This window comes from Pseudomonas sp. NFACC41-3 (assembly GCF_900109505.1).
Classification (GTDB): Bacteria; Pseudomonadota; Gammaproteobacteria; order Pseudomonadales; family Pseudomonadaceae; genus Aquipseudomonas; species Aquipseudomonas chlororaphis.
Genome location: NZ_FOAE01000002.1, coordinates 25,458 through 41,190, shown reverse-complemented (window position 1 = coordinate 41,190; position 15,733 = coordinate 25,458). Strand labels below are relative to the sequence as shown.

Annotated in this window: 12 protein-coding genes; 5 read left to right on the top strand and 7 right to left on the bottom strand. The window is 64.5% G+C overall.

The features are described 5' to 3' along the window. Position 1: 1 nt before the first annotated feature. Positions 2 to 904, bottom strand: a complete 903-nt coding sequence (locus BMY68_RS09420) for a LysR family transcriptional regulator (RefSeq protein ID WP_085532468.1) — start codon at positions 902 to 904, stop codon at positions 2 to 4. A gap of 97 nt (positions 905 to 1,001) precedes the next feature. Between BMY68_RS09420 and BMY68_RS09415 the strand changes: the two genes are divergently transcribed. After that, the gene (locus tag BMY68_RS09415; protein WP_175534827.1) at positions 1,002 to 2,084 is read left to right on the top strand and encodes an SDR family oxidoreductase; all 1,083 of its coding nucleotides are present in this window, start codon (positions 1,002 to 1,004) and stop codon (positions 2,082 to 2,084) included. A 6-nt stretch (positions 2,085 to 2,090) separates the two neighbouring features. Here BMY68_RS09415 and BMY68_RS09410 read toward each other — a convergent pair whose 3' ends face one another. Further along, positions 2,091 to 2,690: a flavin reductase family protein gene (locus BMY68_RS09410; RefSeq protein WP_085532470.1), complete on the bottom strand. Its 600-nt coding sequence runs from the start codon at positions 2,688 to 2,690 to the stop codon at positions 2,091 to 2,093. A gap of 168 nt (positions 2,691 to 2,858) precedes the next feature. On the opposite strand from BMY68_RS09410, the gene BMY68_RS09405 reads away from it, so the two are divergent. Both BMY68_RS09405 and BMY68_RS09400 read left to right on the top strand, forming a co-directional pair. After that, positions 2,859 to 3,632, top strand: a complete 774-nt coding sequence (locus tag BMY68_RS09405) for an SDR family oxidoreductase (protein ID WP_085532472.1) — start codon at positions 2,859 to 2,861, stop codon at positions 3,630 to 3,632. A gap of 178 nt (positions 3,633 to 3,810) precedes the next feature. Continuing rightward, on the top strand, positions 3,811 to 4,728 hold the full coding sequence (locus tag BMY68_RS09400) for a LysR family transcriptional regulator (RefSeq protein WP_085532474.1): 918 nt from the start codon (positions 3,811 to 3,813) through the stop codon (positions 4,726 to 4,728). Between the two features lie 25 nt (positions 4,729 to 4,753). Here BMY68_RS09400 and BMY68_RS09395 read toward each other — a convergent pair whose 3' ends face one another. Both BMY68_RS09395 and BMY68_RS30275 read right to left on the bottom strand, forming a co-directional pair. Continuing rightward, positions 4,754 to 6,070, bottom strand: a complete 1,317-nt coding sequence (locus tag BMY68_RS09395) for a methyl-accepting chemotaxis protein (protein ID WP_009045614.1) — start codon at positions 6,068 to 6,070, stop codon at positions 4,754 to 4,756. 236 nt (positions 6,071 to 6,306) lie between these two features. After that, a complete protein-coding gene (locus BMY68_RS30275) occupies positions 6,307 to 7,623 on the bottom strand; it encodes a methyl-accepting chemotaxis protein (protein ID WP_085532476.1) in 1,317 nt (438 codons plus the stop codon). A gap of 214 nt (positions 7,624 to 7,837) precedes the next feature. Between BMY68_RS30275 and BMY68_RS09385 the strand changes: the two genes are divergently transcribed. Further along, entirely contained in the window at positions 7,838 to 8,347 is a 510-nt protein-coding gene (locus BMY68_RS09385) for a RidA family protein (RefSeq protein ID WP_007928830.1), read from the top strand. A 152-nt stretch (positions 8,348 to 8,499) separates the two neighbouring features. Here BMY68_RS09385 and BMY68_RS09380 read toward each other — a convergent pair whose 3' ends face one another. Then, complete coding sequence (locus BMY68_RS09380) at positions 8,500 to 8,832, bottom strand: DUF2790 domain-containing protein (RefSeq protein ID WP_085532478.1); 333 nt, start codon at positions 8,830 to 8,832, stop codon at positions 8,500 to 8,502. A gap of 333 nt (positions 8,833 to 9,165) precedes the next feature. On the opposite strand from BMY68_RS09380, the gene BMY68_RS09375 reads away from it, so the two are divergent. After that, positions 9,166 to 10,494 (top strand): OprD family porin, encoded by a 1,329-nt coding sequence (locus tag BMY68_RS09375; RefSeq protein ID WP_085532480.1) that lies wholly within the window; start codon positions 9,166 to 9,168, stop codon positions 10,492 to 10,494. 788 nt (positions 10,495 to 11,282) lie between these two features. Here BMY68_RS09375 and BMY68_RS09365 read toward each other — a convergent pair. Both BMY68_RS09365 and BMY68_RS09360 read right to left on the bottom strand, forming a co-directional pair. Then, positions 11,283 to 14,447: an efflux RND transporter permease subunit gene (locus tag BMY68_RS09365; protein WP_085532484.1), complete on the bottom strand. Its 3,165-nt coding sequence runs from the start codon at positions 14,445 to 14,447 to the stop codon at positions 11,283 to 11,285. 35 nt (positions 14,448 to 14,482) lie between these two features. Then, positions 14,483 to 15,715 (bottom strand): efflux RND transporter periplasmic adaptor subunit, encoded by a 1,233-nt coding sequence (locus tag BMY68_RS09360; RefSeq protein WP_085532485.1) that lies wholly within the window; start codon positions 15,713 to 15,715, stop codon positions 14,483 to 14,485. Between the last annotated feature and the right edge of the window lie 18 nt (positions 15,716 to 15,733).

Genomic DNA, 15,733 nt, shown 5'->3' with positions numbered 1-15,733 from the left:
GCTACAGGCGTACCCGCTCGGCGAGGAAATCGATAAAGGCCCTGACCCGGGACGGCAGGTGCCCGCCCTGCCCCAGGTACACCGCGTAGAAACTTTCCGGCCGGCTGTCGTCGAAGGTTTCCAGCAACGGAATCAGCCGCCCCCGGGCCAGGTCGTCGACAATGGTGAAGGCCGCCAGTTGGGCGATGCCGACCCCGTTCAGGGCCAGATGCCGCAGGGCCTCGCCGTCGCTGGCCTGCACCCGGCCGTTGGGCTGGACCGGCACGGGAGTGCCGTTCTCCATCAGGCGCCAGCCCTTCACCGCCCGCGCATAGTCGAAGCCGATCAGGTTGTGCCGCTCCAGTTGCGAAGGTGTCTGGGGCGCCCCGTGGCGTGCCAGATAAGCAGGCGCCGCGACAATGATCGAACGGCTCTCGCCGAGTTTGCGCGCCACCAGCCGCGAGTTCTCCAGCGGCCCGGCGCGCACCGCGACATCGGTCTGCTCACCCAACAGGTCGACCAGCGAATCGGTGTGCACGATATCCAGGGACACCGCCGGATAACGTCCGAGAAACTCCGTCACCAACGGCGCCAACACATGCAGGCCGAACGACGCACTGGTGTTGACCCGAATGCGCCCCACCGGCTCGCGACCGTTGGTGGCCTCGCGCTCCACCTCGCGGACATCGGCCAGGACCCGCACGCAGTTGTCATAGAACGCCCGGCCTTCCGGGGTCAGTTGCAACTGGCGGGTCGAGCGGCTGAGCAGGCGCACGCCGAGGCGCGACTCCAGGCGACCCAGCAGCTTGCTCACCGAGGACGGCGTGGTGCGCTTGAGCCGCGCGGCGGCGGACATGCCGCCGGATTCCACGACCCTGACGAAGGTTTCCATCTCGGCGAAGCGGTTGATGTCGCTGCCAGCCATATGAATTCAACTCACAGATGATGTGCCGGATAGCCGTCTATTTCACGGCAGAGGCCAACTCTATGATGGTCCGCACACCCACTCAAGGACCTCAGGCATGAACACTCCAACCTCCCCCGCGCGCCACTTGCTGGTGGTCGGCGGCTACGGCGTCACCGGCAGCGCCATCGTCGAACACATGGTTCGCCAACCCGACTGGCGACTGACCACCGCCGCCCGCCGCGGCGCCCCCGCGCAACTGGCCGACGGCAGCCCCGCGCCGGCCCACGTCAGCGTCGACCTGCTGGACGCCAACACGGTGATCCGTGCCTTCAGCGATCTGCGCGAGGTCACCGACCTGGTGTTCTGCGCCTACAGCGAACGCGAAACCATGGCCGCCAGCGTGGCGCCCAACGTGGCCATGCTCGAGCACAGCCTGCTGGCCCTGAAACAGGCCGGGGCGAAGCTGCGGCATGTGGTGCTGATCGGTGGCGGCAAGTCTTACGGCGAGCACCTGGGCCACTACAAGACCCCGGCCAAGGAGAGCGACGGCCGGATGATGGGACCGATCTTCTACAACGATCAGGAGGACCTGCTGTGGAAGCGTGCCGAGCAGGACGGATTCGGCTGGACCGTGCTGCGCCCGGACGGAGTAATGGGCACCAGCCTGGGCTCGCCGATGAACATCCTCACCGGGGTGGCGGCCTTTGCCGCGATCAGCCAGGAGCTGGGCGTGCCCCTGCGTTTCCCCGGCAGCCTGCCGGCCTGGAATGCACTGCATCAAAGCACCGATGCCCGCCTGCTGGCGCAGGCCGTGCTCTGGGCGCTGAGCGCCAGCGGCGCACGCAATGAAATCTTCAATATCACCAATGGCGACCACTTCCGCTGGCAGCAGGTGTGGCCGGAGATCGCCGAGTTCTTCGACCTGCCGGCCGCCGCGCCGCAGCCGATGAACCTGCAGGTGCAAATGGCCGACAAGGCCGCGCTGTGGCAACGCATCGTGGCCAGGCACGGCCTGCAACCGACGCCCTGGGAGCAGCTCGCCGCCTGGCCGTTCGTCGACGGCTGGCTGAATACCGGCTACGACATGGTGCAGAGCACCATCAAGATCCGCCAGGCCGGTTTCCACGGCTGCATCGACACCCACCAGAGCATCCGCGAGCACCTGCAGAACCTGCGCGAGCGTCGGCTGATTCCCTGAACCGGATCACGGCGCCAGGGTCTTGCCATCCAGCGCATCGCCAATCGTCAGGAAATGCCCGCCCGCCACATGGTGCAGGGTGCGCAAGGCATCGTGCCCGGTGAAATGCCAGCGGCCGTCGCTGAACACTCGCTCATCGGCCTGGGCGGCGATGACTTCGCCGAGGAACAGGTCGTAGCGTTCATGGTTGTGCGGTTCCGGCAGCAGCCGGCATTCGAGCCAGGCCACGCAGCCCTCGAGCAGCGGCGCGTCGATCAGTTCGCCGGCGAAGGTCGACAGGCCATAGCGCTCGAACTTGTCGCGGCCCTGGTCGCGGTTCAGTTCCAGGCCGGAAGTGGAACCCACGGTCTGCGCGATATCGACCTGGGCGGCGCACGGCACGTTGAGCACGAAGGTGCCGGAGGCTTCCAGCAGTTGCCGGGTCCAGGTGGACTTGTCGAGCACCACGGCGACTTTCGGCGGCTCGAAATCCAGCGGCATGGCCCAGGCCGCGGCCATGATGTTGCGCTGGCCGCCATGGGTGGCGCTGACCAGCACGGTCGGCCCGTGGTTGAGCAGACGGTAGGCCTTGGCCAGCGGAACCGGACGACGATGGGATGGGCTCATGGGTAAGGCTCCAGGAGAAAAAACGTCGATTGTAGCGGCATCCCGGTCCGGCACCGCAGTCGGGATTGGGCAATTTCCCTGGACAATCCATCCAGATTGACCGGGCTTATCCCTGACTCGCGGCTGCTTAGACTGGGCCTTCACCTCACAGGCTGAAGGAGTTTTTCCATGGCAGACCATTCCTTGAACAATAAGGTGGCGTTGATCGCCGGTGGCGCGAAGAACCTGGGCGGCCTGATCGCCCGGGACCTGGCCGCCCATGGCGTGAAGGCCATCGCCGTGCATTACAACAGCGCCGCCAGCAAGGCCGACGCCGACCGGACCGTGGCGGCGATCAAGAACCTGGGCGTCGATGCCCACGCCTGGCAGGCCGACCTGACCGCCGCCGCGGCCGTGGAGCAACTCTTCAACGACGCCAAGGCGCGTTTCGGCAAGATCGACATCGCCATCAACACCGTGGGCAAGGTCCTGAAAAAACCCATAGTCGAGATCAGCGAAGCCGAGTACGACGACATGTTCGCGGTCAACTCCAAGAGCGCGTTCTTCTTTATCAAGGAAGCCGGCAAGCACCTGGAGGACCACGGCAAGCTGGTGTCGCTGGTGACCTCGCTGCTCGGCGCCTACACGCCCTTCTATGCCGCCTACGGCGGGGCCAAGGCTCCGGTGGAACACTTTACCCGCGCCGCCTCCAAGGAGTTCGGTGCCCGCGGTATCTCGGTGACCGCCGTAGGTCCTGGGCCGATGGACACGCCATTCTTCTACCCGGCCGAGGGCGCGGACGCCGTGGCTTACCACAAGACCGCCGCGGCGCTGTCCGGCTTCAGCAAGACCGGCCTGACCGACATCAAGGACGTGGTGCCCTTCATCCGTCATCTGGTCACCGACGGCTGGTGGATCACCGGCCAGACCCTGCTGATCAACGGTGGCTACACCACCAAGTGAGGCCCGTCCTTCTGATCGACGGTTGTCATCGACCCGAGTAATCCGCCAAGGGGCGAGGTAGATTGGCGTTTGCAAAAGATCGCCATCAGGTGCGACATGATTCCGTAGGAGCGAGCTTGCTCGCACCTACAACAGTACCCAGCGCACCACCCACAAGCTCCGGAACAATGCCCCATCCATGGATAAGCTCGAGCAGTACCGTGTATTCATCCAGGTGGCTGACATGGGTAGTTTCATCAAGGCCGCGCACGCCCTTGAACTGCCCCGGGCTACCGTCTCGGCAGCGGTGCAGCAACTGGAAACCGCCCTCGCCACGCGCCTGTTGCACCGCACCACGCGCCAGGTTCAGCTGACCGCCGACGGCGCGGTCCTGCTGGAGCGCGCGCGCCTGTTGCTGAGCGATGCGGTGGAACTCGAGCAGCTGTTTCACACCCGTCAACTGGACGTCTGTGGCCGGCTCAATGTCGACGTGCCCAGCCGCATTGCCCGGCGCCTCATCGCCCCCGCCCTGCCCGAACTTTTCGCCCGCTACCCCAGCCTGAAGCTGGCGCTGGGTTCCACCGACCGTTCCATCGACCTGGTGCAGGAAGGCGTGGATTGCGCGATCCGCGTCGGCGCCCTGCGCGACAGCAGCCTGATCGTCCGGCGCCTGGGCCACCTGGCCCTGATCAATTGCGCCAGCCCCGCCTACCTGGCCCGGCACGGCCAGCCACAAACGCCGGGCGACCTGGCCGACGGTCACTGGATGGTCGGCTACGGCTCCCCCAGCACGGGCCGCGAACAGCCCTGGGAATACCTGGCCGAAGGTCACGAGCTGGAACTGAATTTGCCCAGCCGAGTGATCGTCAACAATGCCGAAAACTACATCACCTGCTGCAGGGCCGGGCTGGGCCTGATCCAGATCCCGCGCTTCGACGTGCAGTACCTGCTCGAGCGGGGCGAATTGGTGGAAGTCCTGCCCGGTTTTCGCCCCGCATCCATGGCGATCTCCGCGCTCTATCCCAATCGCAACCATCGCTCGCGCCGGCTGAACGCCTTTATCGAATGGTTCGAAACCCTGATCGCGCCCCATCTGGAAAACAACCGGCAGGACTGACAGCGGCCCCCTCCATGCCAACCCATCAGCCGGACAACTGATGGGCGAACTGGCCGACGGCGCTCACCACCTTCTGCGCGCCGTCCTGGATCTCGACGATCACCGTGCCGGCTTCTGCGGCCAGGCCCAGGCCCTGCTCGGCCTGGGTCTTACCGTCGGCCATCAGCACCACCGCGTCGCGGGCCATGTCCTGGTTGCGCCGGACCACGCCGACGATCTCGTCGGTGGCCTTGCTGGTGCGCGAGGCCAGTTGCCGGACCTCGTCCGCCACCACCGCGAAGCCGCGCCCCTGGTCACCCGCGCGGGCCGCTTCGATGGCCGCGTTGAGCGCCAGCAGGTTGGTCTGTTCGGCAATGTCGCTGATGGTCTTGACGATGCTGCCGATCACCCGCGACTGCTCGTTCAGCGCCTCGATGCTGTCACTGGCCTGCTGCATGTGGGTCGCCAGGTCGCGCATCACCTGCACCGCCTCGGTCACCACCGAAGAGCCGCGCTGGGCGCTGCTGTCGGTCTGCTGCGAGATGGTGTAGGCGATCTCCGCGGCGTCGGCGACGGACTGCTCCTGCTTGACCTGCTCGGTGATCACCGTGGCGAATTTCACCACTTTGTAGAGCTTGCCGTTGGCATCGACCACCGGGTTGTACGAGGCATCGAGCCAGACCACGCGGCCGAGACTGTCGATGCGCTTGAAGCGGTCGGCGACGTACTCGCCGGCATTCAGTCGCTCCCAGAACACCTTGTAGGCCGGACTGTTGTACTCCTGCGGCTCGCAGAACAGGCTGTGGTTCTGGCCCAGTATCTGCTCGAGGCTGTAGCCCATGCAGCTCAGGAACCGCTCGTTGGCGGTCAGTACCCGGCCCTTGAGGTCGAACTCGATCACCGCGGTCGAACGCAGCAGGGCCGCGATCAGGTTGTCGTGCTCGCAGGCGGTCTCCACGGTTTCGGTCAGGTCATTGGCGATCAGGGAAAAGGACCTGAGTTGCCGCTCGGTGCTGAAGATCGGCTGCAGGATCACCCTCAGCCAGGCGTCATGACCGTCGCCACGACGCAGGCGCAGGGTGTCGTCGAAAGGCTCGCTGCGTGCCAGCGCCGTCATGAAACGCGAGTGCGCCTCTTCGGGCCGGGCATCGTCCGGCAGCAGATTGTCGATGGGCCAGCCCAATAGCGCTTCGGGGGAATACTGCAGGCACTGGGTGAAGTTGCGGTTCGCCACCAGGATCCGGCGCTGCGGATCGAGATGGACACTGAGCAGGGTGCGCTCGAAACCTTCCTTGACCTGCTCGAGCGCACGAAACTCCTCACCCAACGCGAGGAGCTTCTGATTCAAACGTTTATTGAACATGGATACACCGATAGCCTGTGATTGGAGACTGCAGCAGCCTCACCATCGGCGTTGGGAACGCGTTCTTGACACGCTCAAGGCTCTTTAGGATTTATCTTCCATAGAGACAGGAAACTTCCTAACCGCCCGCGCAGGGCGCGCTGGCGTTGGAGCAGATCGTGGCCGTCGACCTGGCGGCCACTCGGCACCCGACGTCATGGCCTGGAAAAGGCCTGACGCCGGGTCCGGGACAGGACTCAGTTGGACAATTGGCTGGCGAACTGGCCGACGGCGTTCACCACCTTCTGCGCGCCGTCCTGGATCTCGACGATCACCGTGCCGGCTTCGGCGGCCAGGGCCAGGCCCTGCTCGGCCTGGGCCTTGCCATCGGTCATCAGCGCCACGGCCTCGCGCGCCATGTCCTGGTTCTGCCGCACCACGCCGACGATTTCGTCAGTGGCCTTGCTGGTGCGCGAGGCCAGTTGCCGGACTTCGTCGGCCACCACGGCAAAGCCGCGTCCCTGTTCACCGGCCCGCGCCGCTTCGATCGCCGCGTTGAGCGCCAGCAGGTTGGTCTGCTCGGCGATGCCGCTGATGGTCTTGACGATGGTGCCGATCACCAGCGACTGCTCGTTCAGCGCCTCGATACCTTCGCCGGCCTGCTGCATGTGCTTGGCCAGGTCGCGCATCACGTTCACCGCCTCGGTCACCACGGTGGTGCCGCGCTGGGCGCTGTTGTCGGTTTGCAAGGAGGTGCTGTAGGCGATGTTCGCCGCCTCGGCGACTGCCTGCTCCTGGTTCACCTGGTCGGTGATCACGGTGGCGAACTTCACCACCTTGTACAGCCGGTTGTTGGCATCGACCACCGGGTTGTAGGAAGCCTCGAGCCAGACCACGCGGCCGTAGCTGTCGATACGCTTGAACCGCCCGGCGACAAACTCGCCGGCGTTCAGGCGCTTCCAGAACGCCAGGTACTCGGCGCTGTTGTATTCCTCGGGCTCGCAGAAGGTGCGGTGATGCTTGCCCTGGATTTGCGCCAGGCTGTAGCCCATGGCGCTGAGGAAGCGCTCGTTGGCCGCCAGCACGTTGCCGTTGAGGTCGAACTCGATCACCGCCGTGGAGCGGACCAGCGCGCCGATCAGGTTCTCGTGTTCGCGAGAGGCTTCGATGGTGCGGGTCAGGTCGCTGGAGTAGATCGAGAACTGTTTGATCCGCCCCTGGGAATCGCGAACCGGCTGGGAGATCGAGCGCAGCCAGGCTTCCTGGCCGTTGCCGCGCAGCAGGCGTACCGCGCCGGCAAAATGCTCGCCACGGGTCAGCGTCGCCTTGAAACGGTGGTGGAATTCATCGGTCTTGACGTGGGCCGGCACAATGTCCTCGATGTGACGACCGACCAGTTCGCTGCCCCTGTAGAGCATTTCCTGGTTGAAGTTGTCGTTGGCCGACAAAATGCGTCCATCGGGATCGAGAATCAGCACCAGCATTTCGCTGTCGAGACTGTCCTTCACTTGCTGGAGGCTCGAGAGTTCTTCGCGTAGAGCCAACAGCTCTTGCTTCAAGCTTTTGTTGAACATGGGATGCACCGATGGGCAGTAATAGTGGGCAGCATTGTCTCTAGCCATCGGCGCTTGAGTATTTTTCTGAAGACCCCATAAGACATATCCGACCAAAAAACTTTGAAACGCCTCAGGCCCCGACCCTGCGGGGCTACGAGCCATGCTCCGGAGCCCGGAAGAGGGGCTATAGTCGTGCTCTGGAAAATCAACGGCAATCGACGGAGTGCAATCTATGGAGGCTTCACGCAAGGCCCTGTTCGACCAGGTGGCAACGCGTCTGGGACACGCTTTCGACGGTGAAATGCGCATCGGCGGCAACTACGTGCCCGCGGTGCAGAACGGCGACGAGGTGTACGTCAGCGGGCAGATCCCACGCATCGACAACACCGTGAAAGTGGTCGGGCGGGTCGGTGGCGATGTTTCGCTGGAAGACGGCCGGTATGCCGCACGTATTTGCACCATGCGTGCCCTGGCGATCCTCGCCCAGTTGCTGGGCGATCTGCAGCGGGTGAAAAAAGTCCTGCGGCTCAACGTCTATGTGCAAAGCGCCGCCGACTTCACCCAGCAGAGCGAAGTCGCCGACGCCGCCTCCGAAGTGCTCTATTCGATCTTTGCCGAGGCCGGGGTGCACACCCGCACGTCCCTCGGGGTCTATCAGCTGCCGAAGAATGCCGCGGTGGAAATCGACATGATCGTGGCCCTCGAACCGCTTCCCGCGCCCCATGAAGACGTTGAGGATTAGGGTCTGTACGAAAAGTCGGCGAGCGAAGGTCAGGCAAGGCAAAAACAGGCGAGGAACGGCCGGGGTCGCGTTCGACTGTAGGGGCCTACATGAGCATTCCGAGCCTGTTTTTAACGCAGCATGACCGAGCGCAGCCACTTTTCTTACAGACCCTAGCTGCCATTGGTGCGGCACTGGCCCATCACCTGATACTCCAGGGTCTTGAGCTGTCCGGCCGAATCCTCATAGGTCATGCGTGACGGCACCGGGTTGCAGCCCTTGGCCGGCGGCGTCACGCTGACCACCTTCTTGATGTCCAGGGGCATGCCGTAGCGATAGTTTTCCACCACCGGCGCCTCCTTGCCCTGTTTCGCCGCGTAGGCCGCCATGGCCCGCTCGTTCGCCTGCATGGCGCGGTCGAAGGTGCGGTCGCCGCCGCCTTCGGCCATGGCCAGGGATGACAAGGAAAGTACCAGGGCGGCGATACTCAATTTAAATAACTTCATGACTGTTTCCTCGTTCTGGTTAGTTGCAACGAGGATAACCAGCGGACCCTGTCGGGAAGATCACGGGTACATTACTTATATGTAATAAACCCGAGACCGCTTCTTGCCCTTGAGAAAACCCCATATAAAACAAGGCCTCCAACTAAAAACAAATACAACTTACAACTTTTATCCTTGCAGAATTGTAATAACCGGGTCACCTCCGCGTTATCTGTTGTTTGCAACTATCGACGCTGACTCCAGCCGTTAACCAGACGGTTCGCGAGTACAACTAACAAGAACGCCCCAGGCGACATAACAGCTGATAGCTGCCCATATCCAGGAGCAAACAACATGCGCACTCAAACCCGCTGGTCCCTGTCCGTGTTTTGCGCGGTACTGGGGCTCAGCCCGTTGGCCGTGAACGCGGCAGACGACCAGCCCGAAGGCTTTATCGAAGGCAGCAGCCTCAACGTGCTGGCCCGCAACTACTACTTCAATCGCGACGATCGCAAGGGCCAGTCCAGCCCCACCGGCAACGGCTATTCGCAGGCCTGGGCCCAGGGGCTGATCGGCAAGTTCGAATCCGGCTTTACCCAGGGCACCGTCGGTTTCGGCCTCGACGCCTTTGCCATGTATGGCCTCAAGCTCGACTCGGGCGCCGGCCGCAGTGGCGGTCGCGGGTCGTTCGGCATGCTGCCGGTGGACAGCGACAACCAGCCGGCCGACAACTACAGCAAGGTCGGCGGCGCGGCGAAAATGCGCCTGCTCGACACCGTGATCAAGGTCGGCGACGTCTTCCCGAAAACCCCGGTGGTGCATTACGGCGACTCGCGCCTGCTGCCGGAAAGCTTTCGCGGCGCCACCTTCGAGAACACCAGCATCGACGGCCTGAGCCTCCAGGGCGGGCGCCTGCACAGCATGAGCCAGCCCGACAGCAGTAGCCTGCGCGACGGTTTCGCCACCTTCTATGCCGGCAAGGTCGACTCGCCCTGGGTCGCCTACTTCGGCGGCGACTACAGCCTGAACAAGCACCTCAGTTTCAGCCTCTACAGCAGCCGCCTGAAGGACGCCTGGGACCAGTATTACTTCGGCACCGCGGCGACCTGGCCAATCTCCGACCAGTTCTCGTTGTTCGCCGGGTTCAACTATTACAAGGCGGTGGACGAGGGCAAGAAGCTGCTCGGCGAGTTCGACAACGACATCTGGAGCGCCAAGGTCGGCGCCACCTATGGCGCCCACACCCTGTCCCTGTCGCACCAGCGCAACAACGGCGACGACGACTTCGACTACCTGCGCCAGTCGGACTCGATCTTCCTCGACAACTCGATCCAGTACAGCGACTTCAACTCGCCGAAGGAACGCTCGTGGATGGTCCGCTACGACCTCGACATGCAACCCCTGGGTATCCCCGGCCTGTCGTTCATGACCCGCTATGGCAAAGGCAGCGACGCCGACTACAGCAATGCCAACGCGGTCTACATGCGCCGCGACGCGGACGGCAATCCGCTGACCGACCAGCGCCGCTGGGAACGCGATATCGAAGCCAAGTACGTGGTGCAGGGCGGCACGCTCAAGGACCTGTCGCTGCGCATCCGCCAGGCCACCGTGCGCTCCAGCAGCTTCGAATCCGACCTGGAGGAATTCCGCCTGATCGTCGAATACCCGCTGGCCATTCTCTGAGCCCTTGCGCCGGGCGGGTGAGAGGCCCGCCCGACGTTAAAACTTCTTCACAGACGCCTGTCTTTCAGAACTGTAATATCGCCCTCACCTTCTCGTCAGGTTGGCCTTCGTATACTTGCCCGCATGCCCGAGCCGACAGCGCTTCGCTGGCGGCCAGCCACTTGCGGGAGATCATGTCTTGAAGCCTGCCCACCTGACTCCGCCTGGCCAGCCCAGCGCGCTTCCCAGCGATAACAGCAGCGAACGCGCCCGGCATGCCCTGGAACAATTCTGGCTCGGCCAGCAACAGCACAACGGCGAAAACAACCACAACGACGCAACCGGCGCCGCCCCTCACAGAACCGCAGGGCCCCAGGCATGCACAGCCTCCCGCTGACGCCGGCCCACCCCGAGCACATTCATCTCTGAAGCGTTTTTTCGAATGCTCCTTTGGAAAGAGATGAATTTTTAGCGTCCCGCATGGGACGCTTTTTTTTGCCCCCACTCCCCCCTGTAGCCGCTGCCGAGCCCGCGAGGCTGCGATCGACTGCGAAGCAGGCGCCGCTTCTGAAATCGCAGGAGGTCCTGCGGACCTTTCGCAGCCTTCGGCAGCGGCTACACATCGGCCTGTAGCCGCTGCCGAGCCCGCGAGGCTGCGATCGACCGCGAAGCGGGCGCCGCTTCTGAAATCGCAGGAGGTCCTGCGGACCTTTCGCAGCCTGCGGCAGCGGCTACAGGGTGTGCTCTCTGGATAAACAAAACCCCGCCTGCGTATGACGCCGGCGGGGTGGGTTGACGCCAGTCGCGGGTCAGTCGTTCAGCAGGTCCTGCAGCTCCTGTTCTTCTTCCTTGCGGTGCGCCCAGTGGTACAGCGCCGGCAGCACCAGCAGGGTCAGGGCGGTGGAGGAGATGATGCCGCCGATGACCACGGTGGCCAGCGGCCGTTGCACTTCGGCGCCGGTGCCGGTGGCCAGGGCCATGGGGATGAACCCCAGCGACGCCACCAGCGCGGTCATCAGCACCGGGCGCAGGCGGGTCAGCGCGCCTTCATTGACCGCCGCGGCGAGCATCCGCCCTTCTTCGCGCAGGTTGCGGATAAAGGCGATCATCACCAGGCCGTTGAGCACCGCCACCCCCGACAGCGCGATGAAGCCCACCCCCGCCGAGATCGACAGCGGGATGTCGCGCAGCCACAGGGCCATGATCCCGCCAGTCAGGGCGAAGGGAATCCCGGTGAACACCAGCAGCCCGTCCTTGAGGTTGTTGAACATCATGAACAGCAGGCCGAACACCAGCAGCAGCGCCACCGGCACCACGATCTCCAGGCGCTTGGAGGCTTCCTGCAACTGTTCGAACTGGCCGCCCCAGGTGATCCAGTAGCCGGTCGGGATCTTCACCTGGTCGCCGATGGCCCGGGTCGCCTCTTCGACGAAGGAACCCATGTCGCGCCCACGCACGTTGGCGCTGACGATCACCAGGCGCTTGCCGTTCTCGCGGCTGACCTGCGCCGGGCCGAGCACCAGGTCGACGCTGGCGACTTCCGAGAGGGCGATGAAACCCAGTTGCCCGTTGACGCTGCCCGCGGCGGCGGCCACCGGAATCAGCAGGCGCGACAGCCCGTCGATATCGGTGCGCTGGGCATCGGACATGCGCACCAGCATGTCGAAGCGCCGGTCGCCCTCATACAAAATGCCCGCCTTGCGCCCGCCCACGGCAATCGCCACGGCGTCCTGCACATCACCGACGTTGAGGCCGAAACGCGCGGCCTTGTCGCGGTCGACATTCACCGTCAGCACCGGCAGGCCGGTGGTCTGCTGCACCTTCACTTCGGCGGCGCCGTCGATCTTCTGCAAGGTCTGCGAAATCTCTTCGGCGGTCTTGTTCAGCACCGCCATGTCATCACCGAAGACCTTCACCGCGACATCGCTGCGCACCCCGGAAATCAGTTCGTTGAAGCGCAGCTGGATCGGTTGCGACAGCTCGTAGACGTTGCCCGGCAGGCTGTTGCTGACCCGTTCGATGTCGGCAATGATCGCCTCGCGCGACTTGCCCGGGTCCGGCCATTGCGCCTTGGGCTTGAGCATCAGGTAAGCATCGGAAATGTTCGGCGGCATCACGTCCGAAGCGATCTCGGCGGTGCCGGTACGGGCGAACACCCGCTCGATTTCCGGGATCTGCGCCAGCAGGGTTTTCTCCAGGGTCTTCTGCATCTCCACCGACTGAGTGAGGCTGGCGTCGGGCACGCGCATCGCCTGCTGGGCGAAGTCGCCTTCGCTGAGGCTGGGGATGAACTCGCTGCCCATGCGACTGGCCACCAGGCCCGAGAGCAGCACGCTGAGAACGGCCAGGGCAAAGGCCAGGGAGCGGTGGCTCATCACCCAGCGCAGCACCGGTTCGTAACCCCGGCGGGCGCCGCGCATGACGAAGTTTTCTTCCTCCTTGACCTTGCCGGTGACGAACAGCGCAATCGCCGCCGGGACGAACGTCACCGAGAGGATCATCGCCCCCAGAAGGGCTATCACCACGGTGAAGGCCATCGGGTGGAACATCTTCCCGGCCACCCCGGACAAGGCAAAGATCGGCAGGTACACCACCATGATGATCAGTTGCCCGTAGATCAGCGCCCGGCGCGCTTCCCTGGCCGCGGCGAAGACTTCGTGCAGGCGCTCGGAGCGAGTGAGCATGCGCCCGTGATGCTGCTGGGCATGGGCCAGGCGGCGGATGGCGTTCTCGACGATGACCACCGCGCCGTCGACGATGATGCCGAAGTCCAGCGCACCGAGGCTCATCAGGTTGGCGCTGACCTTGTTGGTGAACATGCCGGTGAAGGTGAACAGCATGGCCAGCGGGATCACCATGGCGGTGATCAGCGCGGCGCGGATATTGCCCAGGAACAGGAACAGAATGGCGATGACCAGCAGCGCGCCTTCGATGAGGTTTTTCTTCACCGTGGCCACGGCCTTGTCCACCAGGTTGGTGCGGTCGTACACGGTGACCGCCGTCACCCCCTTGGGCAGCGAGCGATTGATCTCGGCGAGTTTTTCCGCCACCACCCGGGACACCGTGCGGCTGTTTTCCCCCACCAGCATGAACACCGTGCCGAGCACCACTTCGCGGCCGTTCTCGGTGGCCGCGCCGGTGCGCAGCTCACGGCCGATGTCCACGGTGGCCACGTTGCTGACGCGGATCGGCGTGCCATCCACGGTGTTGATCACGATGTTGGCGATGTCCTCGATGGACTTCACCTGCCCCGGCGCACGGATCAGCAACTGCTGGCCGTTGCGCTCGATGTAGCCGGCGCCGACGTTGGCGTTGTTGCGCTCCAGGGCGGTCATCAGGTCGCTCAGGGTCAGGTTGTAGGCCGCCAGGCGCCTGGGGTCCGGGGCGATCTGATAGAGCTTGGCGAAACCGCCGATGGTGTTGATCTCGGCCACCCCCGGCACGTTGCGCAGTTGCGGGGCGATGACCCAGTCCTGGATCACCCGCAGATCGGTCGGCGTATAGGCCGTGCCGTCTTCCTTGAGCGCGCCGGGCTCGGCTTCCACCGTCCAGAAGAAGATCTCGCCGAGGCCGGTGGAGATCGGCCCCATGCTCGCCTCCACACCTTCGGGCAGCTGTTCACGGGCCACCTGCAGGCGCTCGTTGACCAGTTGTCGGGCGAAGTACAGGTCGGTGCCTTCCTTGAAGATCACCGTCACCTGGGACAGGCCCGAGCGCGAAGTCGAACGGGTCTGCTCCAGGCCCGGCAGGCCGGCCATGGCCACTTCCACCGGGTAGGTGATGCGCTGCTCGGTTTCCAGCGGCGAGTAGCCGGGCATGCTGGCGTTGACCTGGACCTGCACGTTAGTGATGTCCGGCACCGCGTCGATCGGCAGTTTCTGGTAGCTGCCGATGCCCACGGCGGCCATCAGCAGCACCGCCAGCAGCACGATGATGCGCTGCTCGATGGCGAATTGAATGATGCGTTCAAACATGGGAAGTCACTCTCCAGGGAAACACTCAGTGCGGATCAATGGCCGTGCTCGGCCGAGCCCTTGCCCAGTTCGGACTTGAGGATGAAGCTGCCGGTGGTCGCCACCTGGGCCCCGACGCGCAAGCCTTCGCGGATCTCGACGAAGCCGCCTTCGCTGCCGCCCAGCACCACGGGGGTGGCCTGGAAACCGTCGGCGACGCGCACGAACACCGCAGGCTTGTCTTCCACGGTCTGGACCGCGCTCTGCGGCACGGTTACCCCGGCCTGGTAGGTGTCGGTCGCCACCTGCACCGAGACGAACAGCCCCGGCCGCCAGACATCGTCCGGGTTGGGCACCGTGACCCGCACCGTGGCGGTCCGGGTCTGCTCGCCCAGCAGACTGCCGACATAGGCCACCGTGCCCTGCACCTGGGTGCCCAGTTCCGTGGATTGCACCCGGACCGGCTTGCCGACTCGGACCTTGTTCAAGTCCTTGGGAAACACGCCGAAGGTGACCCAGACTCGGGACAGGTCGGACAGGGTGAAAGCGGCGCTGGTCTCGCCCACCACCTCGCCGACGCTCAGGTGTTTTTCCACCACCACGCCGTCGAACGGCGCACGCATCTCATAGCGGTTGCCGCCCGCCAGCACCGCGCTGCCACTCAGGGCGTTCATCTTTTGCCGGGCGTTGTTCAGGGCGATTTCGGCTTCCTGCAGGGTCTGGCGCGCCAGCAGGTAATCCTGCTCGGCGGAGATCTGGTCGACCCACAACTGGCGCTCGCGCTGGAAGGTGGTGCGCGCCAGCTCGACCCGGCGCTCGGCGGCGGCCAGCTCGCTGCGCTGGTCGGAGATCTGCTGGCTGGCGATCACCGCCAGCAGCTCGCCCTTCTTCACCGTCTGGCCGAGATTGACCGCCACCGATTCCACCACCCCGGCCGCGCGCGGCACGATGTGCGAGGTGCGGTCCTCGTCGAAGCGGATCTCCCCCGTCAGCGTCAGCAAGCTGCTGAGATCCCGTGGCGCGGCCTCGGCCAGCTGGATGTCGGCGGCCTGGATCTGCTCGGCGCTGAGTTCGACCTTGCCCTCTTCCTCGGCATGGGCCTCACCTTCCGACTGCCGCTCTTCGCCTTCCTGATGCGCCTCGCCGTCCTTGTGCGTGTCCGCCTTGGCCGCGGGTTTCGCCTGCGCGGCCACCGACGCCGCCTGGAACAGCTCCTGCCACATCAACCCGGCCACGCCGAGCGCGACCGCCACGGCCAACGCCAAGGCTGTGCTTCGTTTCTTGTCCATGCATGCTCCTGAAAAAAT

What these genes read in the sequence shown, in the direction of transcription:
- BMY68_RS09420 (WP_085532468.1), bottom strand. Translation starts at nt 904, where the DNA reads ATGGCTGGCAGCGACATCAACCGCTTCGCCGAGATGGAAACCTTCGTC.
- BMY68_RS09415 (WP_175534827.1), top strand. Translation starts at nt 1,002, where the DNA reads ATGAACACTCCAACCTCCCCCGCGCGCCACTTGCTGGTGGTCGGCGGC.
- BMY68_RS09410 (WP_085532470.1), bottom strand. Translation starts at nt 2,690, where the DNA reads ATGAGCCCATCCCATCGTCGTCCGGTTCCGCTGGCCAAGGCCTACCGT.
- BMY68_RS09405 (WP_085532472.1), top strand. Translation starts at nt 2,859, where the DNA reads ATGGCAGACCATTCCTTGAACAATAAGGTGGCGTTGATCGCCGGTGGC.
- BMY68_RS09400 (WP_085532474.1), top strand. Translation starts at nt 3,811, where the DNA reads ATGGATAAGCTCGAGCAGTACCGTGTATTCATCCAGGTGGCTGACATG.
- BMY68_RS09395 (WP_009045614.1), bottom strand. Translation starts at nt 6,070, where the DNA reads ATGTTCAATAAACGTTTGAATCAGAAGCTCCTCGCGTTGGGTGAGGAG.
- BMY68_RS30275 (WP_085532476.1), bottom strand. Translation starts at nt 7,623, where the DNA reads ATGTTCAACAAAAGCTTGAAGCAAGAGCTGTTGGCTCTACGCGAAGAA.
- BMY68_RS09385 (WP_007928830.1), top strand. Translation starts at nt 7,838, where the DNA reads ATGGAGGCTTCACGCAAGGCCCTGTTCGACCAGGTGGCAACGCGTCTG.
- BMY68_RS09380 (WP_085532478.1), bottom strand. Translation starts at nt 8,832, where the DNA reads ATGAAGTTATTTAAATTGAGTATCGCCGCCCTGGTACTTTCCTTGTCA.
- BMY68_RS09375 (WP_085532480.1), top strand. Translation starts at nt 9,166, where the DNA reads ATGCGCACTCAAACCCGCTGGTCCCTGTCCGTGTTTTGCGCGGTACTG.
- BMY68_RS09365 (WP_085532484.1), bottom strand. Translation starts at nt 14,447, where the DNA reads ATGTTTGAACGCATCATTCAATTCGCCATCGAGCAGCGCATCATCGTG.
- BMY68_RS09360 (WP_085532485.1), bottom strand. Translation starts at nt 15,715, where the DNA reads ATGGACAAGAAACGAAGCACAGCCTTGGCGTTGGCCGTGGCGGTCGCG.